This is a genomic window from Pseudomonas sp. GW823-FHT06E10 (genome assembly GCF_058794995.1).
In genome coordinates this window covers 20,827-40,110 of record NZ_JBXAHJ010000017.1, presented here as the reverse complement: position 1 = coordinate 40,110, position 19,284 = coordinate 20,827, and the positions used below count along the sequence as shown (strand labels likewise).

The window sequence follows — 19,284 nt, the reverse complement described above, 5'->3', positions numbered from 1 at the left end:
ATCCCACCTACTGCAAAGCGCCTCCTCATCGCTAACCGAGCGATGTGTGCCATCGAAAAAAGATCTGTTTAAACCCGACCAATCTGCTTGCTACTGTCAAATATGACAGTAGACGCTTCTGAGTAGGCAAGGAAATACTGGCGCCGCATCTGACTATCGAAACCAAAGGGGATCGAACATGAATACGGCGAGAACTTTATTTGTTTGCGCGACGCTGGGGATGGGTTTAACGGGTTGCAATATTGATCCGGACGCGACTGTTTCCACGGTCAGCGAAGAGTGCAGCAGCTTGGTCAATGGAAAGTACATCGGCCAGAATGGCCCTGAAGTTTGCATCACGACACCGCTTTCAAAAAGTGCCACATCCATCTCGGGCACGATCGTTGGGACCACGGCTACAGGCCCGTTCATGGTAACGGCGAAAACCAGCGATGACGTCATTTTGAAGCAGGTATCCACGCTGTCTAACGGTAACTTCACGATGTCACAATTGAATCTGCAAAACCTGCCAGGCAAGGGCATTTCATTTTCGGTTGTGGTAACGGGTGTAAGTTCACCGCCCACCAAACTGGTAGTCGGCCAGGAGCCACCGTCAAAATGTTCACAAGGAGCTCCGAACTATCCGTTATGTGGCACTTATCCCGGCGCGATCTTTTTTCCAATCAAAACCTCCGTTACCACCATTTTCTCTGTTTTACCTGGGGAGTTTTATACTGGGGCTACCTTGCTCCCGTCTTTCATGGGTTTAAGTACAACCCGCTGGAGGCCAGACCGATACATCAGCTTCTTACGAAACGTTTCTGCTCCCATAAAGCCGGGAGAGGAGCAAACCGTTTTTGCGACTATCGATAACACTGAGTCTTTTGCCTACCCTGTCACTCAAACTGTTTTGCCCGCTCAACAGTAAAAATCCCCCTTCGGGCCGGGCCTGGAGGGTGTCGATCCAACCCGGCAACTGCGCCTTGCCATGGGTCATCCGCGATGCGGTCAACCCGCTCAACTGCGCCAATTCACCGATCTTCATTGCGGGCCCATTTATCTGCTTGACATTAAAGTTAACTTTAAGGTTAGCCTCTGCTCATCACTACGAGGAGCCAAGCATGTCGCCCTTTCAAGCGTTGAATTTGCCCAACGGCCAGACCATCGGCAATCGCATTGCCAAAGCCGCGATGGAAGAGAACCTCGCCAATACCGATCAAGTACCCGACAAGGCCCTGCTTCGTCTGTATCAGGCCTGGGCCGAGGGCGGGGCCGGCTTGTTGCTGACCGGCAATGTAATGATCGACCGTCGCGCCATGACCGGTCCCGGCGGAGTAGCGCTGGAAGACGAGCGCCACCTGGAGCGCTTCCGCCAGTGGGCCAGCGCTGGTCGGGCCGGCGGTGCGCATTTCTGGGTGCAGCTCAACCATCCTGGCCGCCAGACCATGGCCAACCTTGGCCAGCAAGCTCTGGCGCCGTCGGCGGTTGCGCTGGATCTGGGCCCGTTCTCGAAGATGTTCGCCGAACCCAAACCCATGAACGCGGACGACATCCAGGAGGTGATCCGACGTTTCGCCACCAGCGCCGCACTGGCCGAGAAAGCCGGTTTTACCGGCGTGCAGATCCACGCCGCCCACGGCTACCTGATCAGCCAGTTCCTTTCGCCGCTGACCAATCGGCGCACCGATCAATGGGGCGGATCCCTGGAAAATCGTGCGCGACTGCTGTTGTCCGTCGTCGAGGCGGTTCGCCAAGCGGTGTCGCCGCAATTTTGTGTGTCGGTAAAACTCAACTCAGCAGATTTCCAGCGCGGTGGTTTCGATGCCGATGATGCGCGGCAAGTGATCCAGTGGCTCAACGAACAACCGATCGACCTGCTGGAACTCTCCGGTGGCAGTTACGAAGCACCTGCCATGCAAGGCGAGGCGCGCGACGGCCGAACCCTGGCGCGGGAGGCGTACTTTCTGGAAATGGCCGGCGAACTGGCCAGCGTGGCGCGGATGCCGGTGATGGTGACCGGCGGGATCCGGCGTCTGGCAATCGTCGAACAGGTCCTCGACAGCGGCCTTGCCATGGCCGGCATCGGCACCGCGCTCGCTGTGGAACCACACCTGGTCAAGCACTGGCGCGAAGGGCAGGACAGCCATCCGCAACTGCCGCCGATCCGCTGGAAACGCAAGCCCTTGGCGGCGCTGGCGAGCATGGCGGTGGTCAAATTCCAGCTGCATCGCTTGAGCCGTGGACGCAAAACCCGGCCTGAAGTCTCGGCGTTGTGGGCGTTGATTCTCGACCGGTTGTACATTGGCAAGCGCACCCGGCAGTATCGGCAGGCGATGGGCAAGTAATCCGAAATTGATGTTGACTGACCCTCCGCTTTCGCGAGCAAGCTCGCTCCCACAGGGATCATTCGGTGTTCACAGACTTTGTGTTCACCCGGACCAATGTGGGAGCGAGCTTGCTCGCGATGAGGCCCGTGCAGACAAAGCAAACTTCAGCCAGGAAGCAGCTCGTCAATGTGCCGATACTCGGCCTGCAACTGCGTCGCCAACACCCTGCTGCGCCCGAGCCGGATCGGCCCGCGCTCGATGTCGATCAGCACCCCCGGGCACTCCAGCACGGGCAACAACGGCCAGTCCTTCAGCCGTCCATCGGTCACCAGCAACAACCGCTGCTGCTCTGCCGGAAAACGCTTTTTCCGTGCACCAAGCCATCGCCCCGCTTCGCCCAACGCGGCCAGCAACGGCGTGCCGCCCCCGGCGCCAAGGCCATCGAGCCAATGGCGCAACCCGGTCGAGGCCTTCAATCCCTGCACCTGCCACTTCGGTGTAGCACCGCTGGCTGTGAGCAGCGCCAGACGCGCACGCTGGCGATAGGCATCGTCGAACAACTGCGCCAGCAAGCCCTTGGCATCGCTCAATGCCTGATGACGGCGGGTCGATGCAGAGGCATCAACGATCACCAGCCACAGTTCGTGGGGCGAGCGAGTGCGCAGCTGAAACAACAGGTCGTCGCGCTGACGCGGTCGGCCATTGAGCAATGTGCCAGGCCAGTTGACCGAGCCGCTACGGGCCGTATGACGCTTACCCTGTTTGCCGTGGTCCAGCCGCCCGGCTCGGGGTCTGGCATTCGCCCCCGCATCGGAGCGTGGGCGAATGCCTAGGGCTTTTTTGGCCAGCTCGGCACTTCACGTCGTGCACCGACCGCCAGCGCCTGGGCAGGCAACTCGCCCCACTGGCCCTGCCCTTCGCCCGGATTGGCGTGCTGCGGCACCGAGTGTTGCGTCGCCTGGGATGACTGAGGCGTCGGTGCGCAATGTTCGCGACGGCGATGGCGCAAGGCGAACTCGGCGACTGCGTCGATATCTTCCTCGGCGATGGCGTTCGCCCCGCGCCAGGCAGCGTGAGCCCGGGCAGCGCGCAGCCAGACCAGATCGGCGCGCAAACCATCGACGCCAGCGGCGAAACAACGTTCGGTGATGTGTGCCAGCGCCTGGTCGTCGAGGGGAATGCTTGCCAGTGCATTGCGTGCGTTCTGGCAACGGTCACGCAGAGTCGCCTGTGCGGATTCCCATTCGGCGCAGAAACCTTGCGGGTCGGCGTCGAAATCCAAGCGACGACGGATGATCTGACCGCGCTCGACCGGCGCGGTGTGACCACCGAGGGCGACGTTCAAACCGAAACGGTCAAGCAATTGCGGACGCAGTTCTCCCTCTTCCGGGTTCATGGTGCCAATCAGCACGAATTTTGCCGAATGCCTATGGGAAATGCCGTCACGCTCCACCAGATTGGTGCCGCTGGCGGCTACATCGAGCAGCAGGTCAACGAGATGATCGGACAACAGATTGACCTCGTCGACATAGAGCACGCCACCGTCAGCCTTGGCCAGTACGCCGGGGGAAAACTGTGCGCGACCTTCGCCCAGTGCCGCATCGAGATCGAGGGTGCCGACCAGCCGCTCCTCAGTGGCGCCCAGCGGCAAGGTGACGAACTGACCGCTGGCCAGCAGATCCGCCAGACCGCGGGCCAGCGTCGACTTGGCCATGCCCCGCGGGCCTTCGATCAGGACGCCGCCGATTTTCAGGTCGATGGCGGTCAGGCACAGGGCCAGCTTCAAATCGTCGGCGCCGACCACGGCGCAGAGCGGGAAATGCGGGGTGTCGGTCATTGTTCTATCTCGGTCATGGTCGGTAATCGTCACAGCCACCCCAATCCCTGTGGGAGCGAGCTTGCTCGCGATGGCGGAATGTCAGGCAACATTTTTGTCGACTGAACGCATGTCATCGCGAGCAAGCTCGCTCCCACAGGTTTAAGTGCGTCAGCCATCTTCTTCTATATCCAGCAACAGATTCTCCAGCGCCTCGCGGTACTCGCCGGGCTCCTTCCACATTCCCCGTTGTTGCGCCTCGAGCATGCGCTCGGTCATGTCGCGCAAGGCATGGGGATTGTGTTCGCGGACAAAATCCCGGGTGCCCGGATCGAGCAAATAGGCATCGGCCAGCAACGCGTACTGGTGATCGTCGATCAATTGCGTGGTGGCGTCGAAGGCGAAAAGGTTGTCGACCGTCGCAGCCATTTCGAACGCACCTTTGTAGCCGTGACGTTTAAGGCCTTCGAGCCACTTCGGGTTAGCCGCCCGGGAGCGGATCACCCGGCTCAGCTCTTCCTTCAAGGTGCGAATCTTCGGCAGGTCCGGCTGGCTGTGGTCGCCATGATAGCTGGCCGCCGCCTCGCCTTTCAGGCTTTCCACCGCCGCGAGCATGCCGCCCTGGAACTGGTAGTAATCGTTGGAGTCGAGCAGATCGTGCTCGCGGTTATCCTGGTTTTGCAGCACCGCCTGTACCTGGCTCAGGCGCTGGCTGAACTGTTCGCGGGCGGCGGTGCCTTCGTCGGAACCGCCGTAAGCGTAGCCACCCCAGTTGAGGTAGACCTCGGCCAGGTCCTCGCGGCTCTGCCACAGGCGACCGTCGATGGCGCCCTGCACACCCGCGCCGTAGGCACCGGGTTTGGCCCCGAATATCCGCCAGCCGGCCTGACGTCGCGCTGCGTCTTCATCGAGCCCCGCCTCCAGCAAGGCTGCACGCTCGGCGCGTACCTTGGCCGCCAACGGGTTCAGGTCGTCCGGCTCATCGAGATCGGCCACCGCTTGCACCGCCGCGTCGAACAAACGAATCAGATTGGCAAAGGCATCACGGAAGAAACCGGACACACGCAAGGTCACGTCCACCCGCGGGCGGTCGAGCAAACTCAACGGCAGAATCTCGAAATCATCGACCCGCTGGCTGCCGGTGGCCCAGACCGGACGCACGCCCATCAACGCCATCGCCTGGGCGATGTCATCGCCACCGGTGCGCATGGTTGCGGTGCCCCACACCGACAAGCCGAGCTGGCGCAAATGATCGCCGTGGTCTTGCAGGTGCCGTTCGAGAATAAGGTTGGCCGACTGGAACCCGATGCGCCACGCCGTGGTGGTCGGCAGGTTGCGTACATCCACCGAATAGAAGTTGCGCCCGGTGGGCAGCACGTCAAGACGACCACGACTGGGCGCGCCGCTGGGACCGGCCGGGACGAAGCGACCGCCAAGCGCGTCGAGCAATCCGCGCATTTCCGCCGGACCGCAGGCGTCCAGACGCGGAGCAATGACGTCACGCAAACCATCGATAATGGCTTGCACCTCTGTCCAGTCCGACTCCTGTAGGAGCGAGCTTGCTCGCGATGGTGTGTCAGCCACATTGGTGTCGACTGACACACCATCGCGAGCAGGCTCGCTCCTACAGTTCAATGTCTGTGAGATCAGTTGTGTAGCGAACAGCTCAAGACGTTCACGGGTATCGCCTGTGGTACGCCAAAGTTCGTCGCCGAGTACTTGCAGTTGTTCAGGTCGTGGTCCAATCCACGGCTCGGCCAAGGCGCAATCAAGCGGATCGAACCCCAGCCCGAAGGCCTTGGCCAGCGCACGCAGCAGACTCGACTGCGCACCCCGGCCATCGCCCCGTGGAATGCGCAACAGCGCCAGCAAGGTATCGATACGCAATCGCCCGGAGGGCGATTCGCCGAACACATGCAGGCCGTCGCGGATCTGCGACTCCTTCAAGTCGCACAGGTAAGTGTCGAGTCGCGGCAACCAGATCGCCGCATCGGCATCGCTGTCGAGTTGTTCGTCCAGTTGCAGTTCACGGTCGATGTGGGTGTCACGCACCAGTTGCAGGATGTCGCGCTGCAACTCTAGGGCGCGGCGCGGATCGAGCAGCTGCGCTTCGTAATATTCGTCGGCCAACAGCTCGAGGTTACGCAGCGGGCCGTAGGTTTCGGCGCGGGTCAGCGGTGGCATCAGGTGATCGATGATCACCGCCTGGGTCCGCCGCTTGGCCTGGGCGCCCTCACCCGGGTCGTTGACGATGAACGGATAGATGTTCGGCAGCGGCCCGAGCAAAGCGTCTGGCCAGCAATGTTCCGACAGCCCCACGCCCTTGCCCGGCAGCCATTCGAGGTTGCCGTGTTTGCCGACGTGGATCACGCCGTGGGCGCCATAGGTGTTGCGCAGCCAGAAGTAGAAAGCCAGGTAGCCGTGGGGCGGCACCAGGTCCGGGTCGTGATACACCGCGCTCGGGTCGACCTGATAACCCCGGGCCGGCTGAATGCCGACGAAGGTCAGGCCAAAACGCAGGCCGGCGATCATCATCCGCCCGCTGCGATACATCGGGTCGTTTTCCGGCGCACCCCAACGTTCGAGCACCGCCGCGCGATTGGCTTCAGGCAAGGCGTTGAACATCACTAGATAATCATCCATGCCCAGGCTTTGCTGGCACGGACGCAGGTCGAGGGTCTCGAGATCGTTGCTGACGCCGCCGAGCAACTGCTGGATCAGCGCGGTGCCACTGTCTGGTAACTCAGCCGGTAATGGATAACCGTCGGCATGCAACGCCCACAGGATATTCAACGCCGCTGCCGGGGTATCGAGGCCGACGCCATTGCCGATGCGACCGTCGCGGGTCGGGTAGTTGGCGAGAATCAAGGCAATGCGTTTTTCAGCATTGGGCACCCGCGCCAGATCGATCCAGCGTCGCGCCAGTTCGGCAACGAAATCCATGCGTTCCGGCTGCGGCCGGTAGCAGACCACATCCGACTGACTACGCTCACTGCGCCACGCCAGGTCCTTGAAGCTGATCGGGCGACTGATGATGCGCCCGTCCAGCTCAGGCAACGCGATATGCATCGCCAGGTCACGGGGGCCAAGCCCCTGTTCGCTGGCGCGCCATCCCGGTTCATTGTCCTGGGCGCAAATCGCCTGGATCACCGGGATATTGCGGCGAAACGGGCGCAGATGAGGTGCTTCCGGACTGGATTGAGCGAAGCCAGTGGTGTTCAGAATCACTGAAGCTTCGACTTCATCCAGCCAGTCCTCGACCACCGAGAGGCAGCCGGGCTCTTTCAAGCTAGCCAGCGCAATCGGCAATGGATTCAACCCCGCTGCCTGCAACCGTTGGCAAAAAACATCAATGAAAGCGGTGTTCGCCGCCTGCAAATGCGAGCGGTAAAACAGCACCGCCGCCACGGGTTGATCGGCGTGCCAGTCGGCCTGCCAGTCGCTCAGTGCGGCAGAATGTTTGTGCGGATGGTAAATCGCCGTGCGTGGCAGGGTTTGCGGTTCGCCCCAGGTGTAATCACGCGCCAGCCAGCGGTTGGCCAGGCAGCGGAAGAAGTCGAGGGCGTTGCCCATGCCGCCCTGGCGCAGAAACTGCCAGAGCCGGTCGCGATCCTCGGCACCGACGGTGCTCAAGTCGCTGAGTTCCGGGTCCGGGCGATCATCACCCGGCACCAGAATCAGCTGCACGCCGCGCTGCGACAGCTCGACCAGACGCTCGATGCCATAACGCCAATAGGCGATGCCGCCGTGCAGCGAAATCAGAATGACCTTGGCGTGGCGCAAGACTTCATCGACGTACAGGTCAACCGAGGCATGGTTCTGCACCTGCATCGGATTGGCCAGGCGCACGCTCGGGTAATCGTCGGGCAACTGCTGCGCCGCTTCGGCGAGCAGCGCCAGGCTGGAATCGCCGCTGCACAGGACCACCAGCTCGGCGGGGGTTTGTCCAAGGTCGGCAATGTTGTCATCCGACACGAAACCGCCGGGCTGGGTCCTGAGCAGGTGCATGGCTTACACGCTGAGCGCGGCGCGCAATTGCGCCTCGAGAACAGTGGCGTCCAGTTTCTGGCCGATCAGCACCAGGCGAGAGACTCGCGCCTCTTCGGCGCCCCACTGGCGGTCGAAATGCTTGTCAAAACGCGTACCCACGCCCTGGATCAGCAGGCGCATCGGCTTGTTCGGAATCGCCGCAAAGCCCTTGACGCGCAGGATGCCGTGCTGGACCACCAACTGGGTCAGCGCGTCCAGCAGCAGGCTTTCGTCGGCTTGCGGCAGTTCGATGGAGATCGAATCGAAGGCGTCGTGATCGTGGTCATCATGATCGTCGTCACCATCGTGATGATGGTCGTGGTGGCTGTGGCGGCTGTCGATGTGTTCTTCGGAGCCGACACCGAGGCCGATCAGCACGTCCAGCGGCAGGCGACCACTGCTGGCTTCGATGATTTTCACCGCTGGCGGCAATTCCTCGGCGACTTCCAGGCGCACACGGGCCAGGTCCGTCGGGTTGATCAGGTCGGTTTTGTTGAGGATCACCAGGTCAGCGCTGGCCAATTGGTCGGCGAACAGTTCGTGCAGCGGCGATTCGTGGTCCAGGTTCGGGTCGAGTTTGCGCTGGGCGTCGACCTGATCCGGGAACGCGGCGAAGGTGCCGGCGGCCACGGCCGGGCTGTCGACCACGGTGATGACCGCATCCACCGTGCAGGCACTGCGGATTTCCGGCCACTGGAAGGCCTGCACCAGCGGCTTGGGCAATGCCAGACCGGACGTTTCGATGAGAATGTGGTCCAGATCGCCGCGACGGGCCACCAGTTCGCGCATCACCGGGAAGAATTCTTCCTGGACGGTGCAGCACAGGCAGCCGTTGGCCAGTTCATAGACACGGCCGTTGGCTTCTTCTTCGGTGCAACCGATGGAGCATTGCTTGAGGATTTCGCCGTCGATGCCCAATTCGCCAAATTCGTTGACGATCACCGCGATGCGGCGACCCTGGGCGTTGTCGAGCATGTGGCGCAGCAGCGTGGTTTTACCCGAGCCGAGAAAGCCTGTAACGATGGTGACGGGGAGTTTGGCCAGTGTTTTCATCGGATGCCCTATGGCTAAGCTGGCGGGCATACGGGACGACGACCGGCAACGCGCACGCGCGTGCCTGAAGAGTTCGCCACCGGATCACCCCGCCCGGTTGAAAGTGAGAATCTGTGACGAGGCAGGTCTCCTGGCTGACGATGTGCCGGGCTTGAGCCTGGCATTCGCTGCGCCTTCCCGCCGGCCTCATGGATTGAGTCAGCAGTGGCGTGGCAACGAACATCACCGTTCACAGTTGCGGGGGCAGCCGCGGCATTGACCGCGTTCCCTTCTTAGCTTCGACAAACGCCGAAGAACCTCGAAAGCGCAAGGCTACGCATGGTCTTGGGGCGGGTCAATGCTTGCGATCCCTGTGGCGAGGGGGCTTGCCCCCGTTCGGCGGCGAAGCCGTCGCAAATCCAGAGTGCACGCTTTGTCTGGATAAAAGTAAGGGGGCCGCTTCGCAGCCCAACGGGGGCAAGCCCCCTCGCCACAGAAACTCAAACGAGAACCCCTGCCAATTGACGCCCAACCCCCGCCCATGCTCTCCTACACACCTTGTTACGGGTGCCCTTCACAGGGTGAAACGGGAAACCGGTGAATCATGTGCTTTACTCTTAAGCCATGTCAGTCCGGTGCTGCCCCCGCAACGGTAAGCGAGCGAAGCGTCAGATCCACTGTGCCACTGCGGCATGGGAAGGTGATGCTTTCAGGTCCAGGCGCAAGCCTTTGCCCCTCGTGAGCCCGGAGACCGGCCCGCAACACAAAGTGACCAGTACGATCACTGAACCAACAAACCCGCGGTGGGCGGGCGCTGTTTGAAACCTTGCGCGCCTGGTCGTGCGGGGTTTTGCATGCGCTCTTATTCCCCGCTGACAGACCAGAGGGAAACGCCATGTCGATCATCAGCAGCGCCGAACACACAGCCGCAAGCACCACCTCAACCCTGACCCAACGTTTGGCCGCCGCCGTCTGCGCGTCGATCCTGGGCGCGTGCCTTGTGTATTTCGCCGGTTTCTCGCACATCGAAGCGGTGCACAACGCCGCCCACGATACCCGCCACAGCTCCGCGTTCCCGTGCCATTGAGAGCTGTCGACATGATCAAGCGTATTGCGCAAACCGCAGGTTTCACCGGGCTGCTGGCCGCCCTGTTGCTGACCCTGCTGCAAAGTTTCTGGGTCGCCCCGCTGATTTTGCAGGCCGAGACCTACGAAAAAGCCGAACCGGCCGCTGTTGAAATGCATGAACACGCCGACGGTGCGGTGGCTGCCCACACTCATGATGCACAAGCCTGGGAGCCGCAAGACGGCTGGCAGCGCGTGCTGTCGACCACCGGTGGCAACCTGGTGGTGGCGGTCGGTTTCGCCCTGATGCTGGCCGGCCTGTACACCTTGCGTGCGCCGACCAAAACCTCTCAAGGCCTGCTCTGGGGCCTGGCTGGTTACGCGACTTTCGTGCTCGCGCCGACCCTAGGCCTGCCACCTGAATTGCCAGGCACTGCCGCCGCCGACCTGGCAGAACGGCAACTGTGGTGGGTCGGTACCGCCGCCTCCACCGCCGTCGGTATTGCGCTGATCGTGTTCAGCCGTCACTGGCTGATGAAAGTCCTCGGCGCGGCGATCCTCGCCGTTCCCCATGTGATTGGCGCGCCGCAACCGGAGGTGCATTCGATGCTTGCTCCAGAGGCGCTGGAAACCCGGTTCAAAATCGCTTCGCAACTGACCAACGTGGCATTCTGGCTGGCCCTGGGCCTGATCAGCGCCTGGTTGTTCCGTCGCAAAAGCGATGGTCAATACAACGCATGACTGACGTCAGCACAGCGCCGACCCTGGTGGTCGGCCTGGGCTGCCAACGGGGCTGCCCCGTCAGCACGTTGCTGGCGCTGCTCGATCAGGCGCTGGAGGCGCACCAGATAGCTCGTCATGAAATCAAGGCGCTGGCCAGCATCGATTCGAAGCGCGACGAACCTGCACTGATCGAACTGGCTCAGCAACTCGGCCTGGAACTGACGTATTTCAGCAGTGAGCAACTGGCCGCTTATGAACCGCAACTCAGCCATCAATCGCAAATAGCGTTTGAGCGCACCGGTTGCTACGGCGTTGCGGAAAGCGCCGCACTGGCCCTGGCCGAACAACTGGCCCAGGCCCCGGCAAAACTGCTGATTCCACGACAAAAATATGCCCAGGCAACCCTGGCATTGGCTGGTGCTGCGTAAAAACCGATAATCCCCGCCTTCGATCATGAACATTCTTCATCTGAAGACCTGTTCAGCCCCTTTTTCCCACAGGAACCGACGATGACCGTCTACTTCATTGGCGCAGGTCCCGGCGACCCCGAACTGATCACCGTCAAGGGCCAGCGGCTGATACGCAGTTGCCCGGTGATCATTTATGCCGGCTCACTGGTGCCGGCCGCCGTACTGGAAGGTCACTGTGCCGAACAGGTGGTCAACAGCGCCGAACTGCACCTGGAACAGATCATCGACCTGATCAAGACCGCCCACGCCAAAGGCCAGGATGTGGCCCGGGTGCACTCTGGCGATCCGAGCCTGTATGGCGCCATTGGCGAGCAGATTCGCTATCTGCGTGAACTGGGCATTGCGTTCGAAATCGTACCCGGCGTGACTGCCACAGCCGCTTGCGCAGCGCTCTTGGGCGCGGAACTGACCCTGCCGGACATTTCGCAGAGCGTGATCCTGACTCGCTACGCCGACAAAACCGCCATGCCACCCGGAGAGGAATTCTCCAGCCTGGCGCAGCACGGCGCGACCATGGCGATTCATTTGGGGGTCAGTCACCTGGCGAAGATCGTCGAGGAACTGCTGCCCCATTACGGCGCCGATTGCCCGATTGCAGTGGTGCATCGCGCGAGCTGGCCGGATCAGGATTGGGTGGTGGGCACGCTGGCAGATATTGCCGGGAAGGTTGAATCGAAGGGATTTCGTCGTACGGCGTTGATTCTGGTGGGTCGGGTGCTGGGCAGTGACCACTTCAGCGAGTCATCGCTGTATCGCGCAGGGCATGCGCATCTTTACAGGCCCTGATTCACCACAGGTTTCCAATCACCCATAAAAAAACGGCGCTCACGGGGCGCCGTTCTTTCAATTCGCAGCGAACACCTTAGTAGTAGGCGTTTTCTTTCTGCGTGTGGTCGGTCACGTCGCGAACACCTTTGAGCTCCGGGATGCGCTCGAGCAAGGTGCGCTCGATGCCTTCCTTCAGCGTCACGTCGGCCTGGCCGCAGCCCTGGCAACCACCACCGAACTGCAGGACGGCGATGCCGTCTTCGACCACGTCGATCAGGCTGACCTGACCGCCGTGGCTGGCCAGCCCCGGGTTGATCTCGGTTTGCAGGTAGTAGTTGATGCGCTCGTTGATCGGGCTGTCGGCGTTGACCATCGGTACCTTGGCGTTTGGCGCCTTGATGGTCAGCTGGCCGCCCATGCGGTCGGTGGCGTAGTCGACAACTGCATCGTCCAGGAAAGCTTCGCTGAAGTGGTCGATGTACGCAGTGAAGCTTTTCAACCCCAGAGCGGTGTCTTCGGGTTTTTCTTCGCCCGGCTTGCAGTAGGCAATGCAGGTTTCGGCGTACTGGGTGCCAGGCTGGGTGATGAAGACGCGGATGCCGATGCCCGGGGTGTTCTGCTTGGAGAGCAGATCAGCCAGATAATCGTGGGCGGCGTCAGTGATGGTAATAGCGGTCATGGAAACTCCTCGCAGGCTTGGGCGCAGTTTACGCCAATCAACGCGCCGGACAAAGTCCTAGTATTTTTGTCGGGAAAGATTGTCCACAAACCCCCTGTAGGAGCGAGCTTGCTCGCGATGGTGTGTCAGTCGACATCAATGCAACTGATCCATCATCGCGAGCAAGCTCGCTCCTACAGGGGGGGCGGTGATTGTTCAGAGGTTCTCGTAGCGATTCATGTCCAGCACGCCCTCTTCCACCGGATCGTTTTCGTGGATGTAGCGGCTCAGGTCATGGAAATAAGCCCAGAATTGCGGATGACTGCGGCGTATTCCCCAGCGTTCGACGATTTTCTCGAAGCTGTCGGTGTCCTTGGCGCTTTCCATCGCATCCACAAACGCCGGAACTTGCCCGGCCGGGATGTTGAACATGTAGTTCGGGTAGCTGCTGAGCACACCCGGGAAAATCGTCAGGGTGTCGAGCCCCGGTTGATAGCGCAATGATTCACCGAGCAAAAACGCCACGTTGCTGTGGGCACGGTTACGCAACAGGCTGTAGACCTCACGCTTGCCGCTGCCGGTTTCAATACGCAGCAGCGTAGCCTCCGGCAACTGATCGATGACCTTCAGCCCGGCGGCCGGACGCGAAGTCAGGCGGCTCAATGCCTGCTCGGCACTTTGCAGGTCCGGGTCGATGTTTGGCCGCGAACAGTAAGCGCCGTCGCAGCGATTGATCGGGTCGGGCCTTGCATTGAGATCGCCATAACGGGCCAGCAACTGCATGGCAAAGTCGCGCTTGGGGTCCAGCGCGTTAAGCTTCAGCGCGGTCGGCTTGTCGTCGTCGATGGTCTCGTAGTCGAGCCACATTTTGAATTTGCCACTGTTCTGATACCAGTCATCAAGGTAGTCATCCCGGGAGTCGGCGGGCATCAGGCGCAGGAAATTCTGTTCGGCACCGTTGCGGATCAAGTCGAAATACAAGCGCGTCTGAGCCTGATGGGACAGGTTCCCGAACACATCGAAGTTCACTGCCAGTTGATAGTAGGTGCGCTCCAGCAGCGGATAGTCGAACAGCCATATCGTTTGCGGCACCTCGCCGATCAGGCCTTTGGTCACCGAAGCACTGTCGAAATGGCGGAAGATACTCAGCAACGCATTGTCGTTGCCGGCCCACAGGGTCGACCAGCTCGGCGCTGGCTCATCGGCGTAGCTGTCCCGGCGCAAGGCTTCGTATTCGTTACGCTTGTCGCGGTAGTCGTGCCACAGGCTGAGGACGCTGCCGACATCATCGTTCTGCCCAGGCATCGCCAGCAATGGCGTGGCCTGCCCGCGATAATTCGGATCCGTGACATACAGGTCGTGCTCGGGCGCCTGGAACAGCGCCCAGAAATTATCGCGGATCACGTCCGTGGCGATCTGGCCGCGACACACTGGCCCACGAATGAACGTGCGCACAAAGTATTCGGCGTTATCGAGCATGAACTGATAGCGCGCCTGGGCCGGAATCGCTTCGAAAGTGGCAAAGGGGTTGGCCCGGCTCTGCGGTCCATAGCCCGGCAATGCATCGACCTGCCAGTTGCCGCTGTAGAACAGGCTCTTGACCCGCGCCAGCTTCGCCGGACCCAGCGGATAGGTGATGTGGGTCTTGTGCACGATCACACCCTGCACCGGCCACAAGCGATAGTAAAACTGCGTGCCCGGATCATCGTTCGGGCGACGGGTGTTGATCAGGTCGATCGGCTGGCCGGTCGGGGTGCGCGAACGCACCCACTGGAAGAAATGCCCAGGCTCGCCGTCCTTGAAGTAGAGATGGGCCAGGAACCAGTGCTCGTACAGCCAGCGCCCCACCAGGCTTTCCCGGGCTCCCGGCGAATTGAGCAGGTTTTCCCATTGCACCACCTGCAAGGCTTCCCTGGCGCTGGGCGCCAGCGCCTGCTGATCGATCGGCGCGCCTGCCGCCAGCCAGCGTTGCAGCGTCTGGTATTGCTGGTCGGTCAGGCCGGTCACTGCCAGCGGCATGCCCTCTTTCGGATGCTTGGCGGCGTAGCCGTCGAACTCCGCGGGCATGGCACACATGTTTTCCCGGTTCAGACCCAGGACGATGTCTTCCGGCAGCTTCGCGTTGGGTTGCAACGCAGTCTTGTGGCCAAGCTCCAGCATCCGCGCCATCAGTGCGGCCTGACTGCCCTGGGCATCAAGCACCGAATAGAAGCCCTTTTGTTGCCAGGCCTGTTTGCCGGAGGCGTCATAGAACAGTCGGGTCGGTGCAACCGCCTGGCGGCGGTCACCGTCGTAGACCGGAACTTTGGTTGCGCCACGTGCCGCGCCCTCACCGCTGCCCAGGTTGAGCTGACAGGCGGCGTCATTGCAGGCGTGGCAGGCCACGCACTTTTCAGTGAAGATCGGTTGAATGTCGCGGCTGTAGGAAATAACAGGTGAAATGGCAGAGGAAATCGCCGGGCCTTGCGCCACGGCGCCCCAGCTTAAAAACAGCAGCAATGTGCCGATGACGAAGCGATACGACATGTCCCTGGTCCCGAATCCTGAAAAAACGCCGCGATTCTACCGGTCTGTCACCCTAATCAACATGAACGATATTCATGCAAATTCGAGTCACGCTCCAAAAGCGCACAGGTTTGCTATCATCCCGGCCCTTCGTCATGGCCTTACCGAGTAGTCCAAATGTCCGATCGCAGCGTTCGCCTTCAAGCTCTCAAGCACGCCCTCAAAGAGCGCATCCTGATTCTCGATGGCGGTATGGGCACGATGATCCAGAGCTACAAGCTCGAAGAGCAGGATTACCGTGGCAAACGCTTCGCTGACTGGCCAAGCGATGTCAAAGGCAACAACGACCTGTTGGTACTGACTCGCCCGGACGTGATTGGCGGCATTGAAAAAGCCTACCTGGACGCCGGCGCCGACATTCTGGAAACCAACACTTTCAACGCCACCCGGATTTCCATGGCCGATTACGGCATGGAAAAACTGGCGTACGAATTGAACGTAGAAGGCGCTCGCCTGGCGCGCAAGGTCGCCGATGCGAAAACCCTCGAGAATCCGGACAAACCGCGTTTTGTTGCCGGCGTGCTCGGCCCGACCAGCCGTACCTGCTCGTTGTCCCCGGACGTCAACAACCCTGGTTACCGCAACGTCACCTTTGATGAGCTGGTGGAGAACTACACCGAAGCCACCAAAGGCCTGATCGAGGGCGGCGCCGACCTGATCCTGATCGAAACCATCTTCGATACCCTCAACGCCAAGGCCGCGATCTTCGCCGTACAAGGCGTGTTCGAGGAACTGGGCGTCGAACTGCCGATCATGATTTCCGGCACCATCACCGACGCCTCCGGCCGCACCCTGTCGGGCCAGACCACCGAAGCCTTCTGGAACTCCGTGGCCCACGCCAAGCCGATTTCCGTCGGTCTGAACTGCGCCCTCGGCGCCCGCGAATTGCGCCCGTACCTCGAAGAGTTGTCGAACAAGGCCAACACCCACGTTTCCGCGCACCCGAACGCCGGCCTGCCGAACGAGTTCGGCGAGTACGACGAATTGCCGTCGGAAACCGCCAAGGTCATCGAAGAGTTCGCCCAGAGCGGCTTCCTCAACATCGTCGGCGGCTGCTGCGGCACCACGCCGGGCCACATCGAGGCCATCGCCAAGGCCGTGGCCGGTTATGCGCCGCGCGAGATTCCGGACATCCCGAAGGCTTGCCGCCTCTCGGGTCTGGAGCCGTTCACCATCGATCGCAACTCGCTGTTCGTCAACGTCGGTGAGCGGACCAACATCACCGGTTCCGCCAAGTTCGCCCGCCTGATCCGTGAAGACAACTACACCGAGGCCCTGGAAGTCGCCCTGCAGCAGGTCGAAGCCGGCGCCCAGGTGATCGACATCAACATGGACGAAGGGATGCTCGATTCGAAGAAGGCCATGGTGACCTTCCTCAATCTGATTGCCGGTGAACCGGACATCTCCCGCGTACCGATCATGATCGACTCCTCCAAGTGGGAAGTGATCGAAGCCGGCCTCAAGTGCATCCAGGGCAAGGGCATCGTCAACTCGATCAGCATGAAAGAAGGCGTCGAGCAGTTCATTCACCACGCCAAGCTGTGCAAGCGCTACGGCGCCGCCGTGGTGGTGATGGCCTTCGACGAAGCCGGCCAAGCCGACACCGAAGCGCGCAAGAAAGAAATCTGCAAACGCTCCTACGACATTCTGGTCAACGAAGTGGACTTCCCGCCGGAAGACATCATCTTCGACCCGAACATCTTCGCCGTCGCCACCGGTATCGAAGAACACAACAACTACGCCGTCGACTTCATCAATGCCTGTGCCTACATCCGTGACGAGCTGCCGTATGCGCTGACCTCCGGTGGCGTGTCCAACGTGTCGTTCTCGTTCCGTGGCAACAACCCGGTGCGCGAGGCGATCCACTCGGTGTTCCTGCTGTACGCGATCCGTTCCGGGCTGACCATGGGTATCGTCAACGCCGGGCAACTGGAGATCTACGACCAGATCCCGGTGGAGCTGCGCGACGCCGTGGAAGACGTGATCCTCAACCGCACCCCGGAAGGCACCGACGCCCTCCTCGCCATCGCCGACAAATACAAGGGCGACGGCAGCGTCAAGGAAGCCGAGACCGAAGAGTGGCGCAACTGGGACGTCAACAAGCGTCTGGAGCATGCGCTGGTCAAAGGCATCACCACCCACATCGTCGAAGACACCGAAGAATCGCGCCAGTCCTTCGCCCGCCCGATCGAAGTGATCGAAGGCCCGTTGATGGCCGGCATGAACATCGTCGGCGACCTGTTCGGCGCCGGCAAAATGTTCCTGCCGCAGGTGGTTAAATCCGCCCGCGTGATGAAACAGGCCGTGGCCCACCTGATCCCGTTCATCGAACTGGAAAAAGGCGACAAGCCGGAGGCCAAGGGCAAGATCCTGATGGCGACCGTCAAAGGCGACGTGCACGACATCGGCAAGAACATCGTCGGCGTGGTGCTGGGCTGCAACGGCTACGACATCGTCGACCTGGGCGTGATGGTGCCGGCGGAAAAAATCCTGCAGGTGGCCAAGGAACAGAAGTGCGACATCATCGGCCTGTCCGGCCTGATCACCCCGTCGCTGGATGAGATGGTCCACGTCGCCCGCGAAATGCAGCGCCAGGACTTCCACCTGCCGTTGATGATCGGTGGCGCCACCACTTCCAAAGCGCACACGGCAGTCAAGATCGAGCCGAAATACAGCAACGACGCGGTGATCTACGTCACCGACGCCTCCCGCGCCGTGGGCGTGGCGACCCAGTTGCTGTCCAAGGAACTGAAGGCCGGTTTTGTCGAGAAAACCCGCCAGGATTACATCGAAGTTCGCGAGCGCACGTCCAACCGCAGTGCCCGCACCGAGCGCCTGAGCTACGGCGCAGCCATCGCCAAGAAGCCGCAATTCGACTGGGCGTCCTACACGCCGGTCAAACCGACCTTCACCGGAGCGCGGGTGCTGGACAACATCGACCTCGACGTGCTGGCCGAATACATCGACTGGACGCCGTTTTTCATATCCTGGGACCTGGCCGGCAAGTTCCCGCGCATTCTCCAGGACGAAGTGGTCGGTGAAGCCGCCACCTCGCTGTACAACGACGCGAGGGAAATGCTGCGCAAATTGATCGACGAAAAGCTGATCAGCGCTCGCGCGGTGTTCGGCTTCTGGCCGGCCAACCAGGTGCATGACGACGACATCGAGCTCTATGGCGATGACGGCAAGCCAATGACCAAGCTGCATCACCTGCGCCAGCAGATCATCAAGACCGACGGCAAACCGAACTTCTCCCTGGCCGACTTCGTCGCGCCCAAGGACAGTGAAGTGACTGACTACGTGGGTGGTTTCATCACCACCGCCGGCATCGGCGCCGAAGAAGTGGCCAAGGCCTACCAGGACGCCGGCGACGATTACAACTCGATCATGGTCAAGGCCCTGGCCGACCGCCTGGCCGAAGCCTGCGCCGAGTGGCTGCACCAGCAGGTGCGTAAAGACTATTGGGGTTATGCCAAGGATGAAGCGCTGGATAACGAGGCACTGATCAAGGAACAGTACAGCGGTATCCGCCCTGCTCCGGGCTACCCCGCCTGTCCGGATCACACCGAGAAAGCTCAGCTGTTCGCCCTGCTCGATCCAGAAGCCCAGGAAATGCGCGCAGGCCGCAGTGGTGTATTCCTCACCGAGCACTACGCGATGTTCCCGGCGGCAGCGGTCAGTGGCTGGTACTTTGCTCACCCGCAGGCGCAGTACTTCGCCGTGGGCAAGATCGACAAGGACCAGGTGCAGAGCTACACGTCGCGCAAAGGCCAGGAACTGAGCGTTACCGAGCGCTGGCTGGCGCCGAATCTCGGTTACGACAACTGAGTGATCAACTGAAAAAAACCTTGT

Annotated in this window: 13 protein-coding genes and 2 riboswitches; of the genes, 7 read left to right on the top strand and 6 right to left on the bottom strand. The window is 61.2% G+C overall.

The genetic code is table 11. The annotated features are described in order from the left end of the window. Nucleotides 1–178 precede the first annotated feature (178 nt). Both AC1Q6Y_RS23725 and AC1Q6Y_RS23720 read left to right on the top strand, forming a co-directional pair. Nucleotides 179–907, top strand: a complete 729-nt coding sequence (locus AC1Q6Y_RS23725; protein WP_349736612.1) for a hypothetical protein — start codon at nucleotides 179–181, stop codon at nucleotides 905–907. A gap of 193 nt (nucleotides 908–1,100) precedes the next feature. Further along, entirely contained in the window at nucleotides 1,101–2,324 is a 1,224-nt protein-coding gene (locus tag AC1Q6Y_RS23720) for an NADH:flavin oxidoreductase/NADH oxidase family protein (RefSeq protein WP_340312137.1), read from the top strand. 146 nt (nucleotides 2,325–2,470) lie between these two features. Here the strand turns inward: AC1Q6Y_RS23720 and AC1Q6Y_RS23715 are convergent, their stop codons facing one another. The 4 genes from AC1Q6Y_RS23715 to cobW all read right to left on the bottom strand — a co-directional run bounded on the left by AC1Q6Y_RS23715 (nucleotide 2,471) and on the right by cobW (nucleotide 9,204). Next, the gene (locus AC1Q6Y_RS23715) at nucleotides 2,471–3,016 is read right to left on the bottom strand and encodes a vWA domain-containing protein (protein WP_407516950.1); all 546 of its coding nucleotides are present in this window, start codon (nucleotides 3,014–3,016) and stop codon (nucleotides 2,471–2,473) included. Nucleotides 3,017–3,135: 119 nt separating this feature from the next. Further along, nucleotides 3,136–4,143: a magnesium chelatase ATPase subunit I gene (locus AC1Q6Y_RS23710; RefSeq protein ID WP_492625274.1), complete on the bottom strand. Its 1,008-nt coding sequence runs from the start codon at nucleotides 4,141–4,143 to the stop codon at nucleotides 3,136–3,138. A 150-nt stretch (nucleotides 4,144–4,293) separates the two neighbouring features. Continuing rightward, nucleotides 4,294–8,130 carry a cobaltochelatase subunit CobN gene (cobN, locus tag AC1Q6Y_RS23705; protein ID WP_492625273.1) on the bottom strand — a complete coding sequence of 1,279 codons (3,837 nt, stop codon included), beginning with the start codon at nucleotides 8,128–8,130 and terminating at the stop codon, nucleotides 4,294–4,296. A gap of 3 nt (nucleotides 8,131–8,133) precedes the next feature. Next, nucleotides 8,134–9,204 (bottom strand): cobalamin biosynthesis protein CobW, encoded by a 1,071-nt coding sequence (gene cobW / locus AC1Q6Y_RS23700; RefSeq protein ID WP_057714567.1) that lies wholly within the window; start codon nucleotides 9,202–9,204, stop codon nucleotides 8,134–8,136. 103 nt (nucleotides 9,205–9,307) lie between these two features. Further along, nucleotides 9,308–9,520: riboswitch (cobalamin riboswitch) on the bottom strand. 211 nt (nucleotides 9,521–9,731) lie between these two features. Beyond that, nucleotides 9,732–9,957, top strand: a riboswitch (cobalamin riboswitch). Between the two features lie 121 nt (nucleotides 9,958–10,078). Between cobW and AC1Q6Y_RS23695 the strand changes: the two genes are divergently transcribed. The 4 genes from AC1Q6Y_RS23695 to cobM all read left to right on the top strand — a co-directional run bounded on the left by AC1Q6Y_RS23695 (nucleotide 10,079) and on the right by cobM (nucleotide 12,227). Then, nucleotides 10,079–10,270 (top strand): CbtB domain-containing protein, encoded by a 192-nt coding sequence (locus AC1Q6Y_RS23695; RefSeq protein WP_057714565.1) that lies wholly within the window; start codon nucleotides 10,079–10,081, stop codon nucleotides 10,268–10,270. Between the two features lie 11 nt (nucleotides 10,271–10,281). Beyond that, nucleotides 10,282–10,989, top strand: a complete 708-nt coding sequence (locus AC1Q6Y_RS23690) for a CbtA family protein (protein ID WP_492625272.1) — start codon at nucleotides 10,282–10,284, stop codon at nucleotides 10,987–10,989. Further along, nucleotides 10,986–11,399 carry a cobalamin biosynthesis protein gene (locus AC1Q6Y_RS23685; RefSeq protein ID WP_057714561.1) on the top strand — a complete coding sequence of 138 codons (414 nt, stop codon included), beginning with the start codon at nucleotides 10,986–10,988 and terminating at the stop codon, nucleotides 11,397–11,399. The genes AC1Q6Y_RS23690 and AC1Q6Y_RS23685 overlap by 4 nt, the downstream gene beginning before the upstream one ends. Nucleotides 11,400–11,480: 81 nt before the next feature. Continuing rightward, nucleotides 11,481–12,227, top strand: a complete 747-nt coding sequence (cobM, locus tag AC1Q6Y_RS23680) for a precorrin-4 C(11)-methyltransferase (protein WP_223501982.1) — start codon at nucleotides 11,481–11,483, stop codon at nucleotides 12,225–12,227. 76 nt (nucleotides 12,228–12,303) lie between these two features. Here the strand turns inward: cobM and nfuA are convergent, their stop codons facing one another. Continuing rightward, nucleotides 12,304–12,888: a Fe-S biogenesis protein NfuA gene (gene nfuA, locus AC1Q6Y_RS23675; RefSeq protein ID WP_008059275.1), complete on the bottom strand. Its 585-nt coding sequence runs from the start codon at nucleotides 12,886–12,888 to the stop codon at nucleotides 12,304–12,306. Between the two features lie 195 nt (nucleotides 12,889–13,083). Then, complete coding sequence (locus tag AC1Q6Y_RS23670) at nucleotides 13,084–15,393, bottom strand: fatty acid cis/trans isomerase (RefSeq protein ID WP_492625271.1); 2,310 nt, start codon at nucleotides 15,391–15,393, stop codon at nucleotides 13,084–13,086. A 156-nt stretch (nucleotides 15,394–15,549) separates the two neighbouring features. Here AC1Q6Y_RS23670 and metH point away from each other — a divergent pair, with 156 nt between their 5' ends. After that, a complete protein-coding gene (gene metH, locus AC1Q6Y_RS23665) occupies nucleotides 15,550–19,260 on the top strand; it encodes a methionine synthase (protein WP_340312144.1) in 3,711 nt (1,236 codons plus the stop codon). Nucleotides 19,261–19,284: the final 24 nt, after the last annotated feature.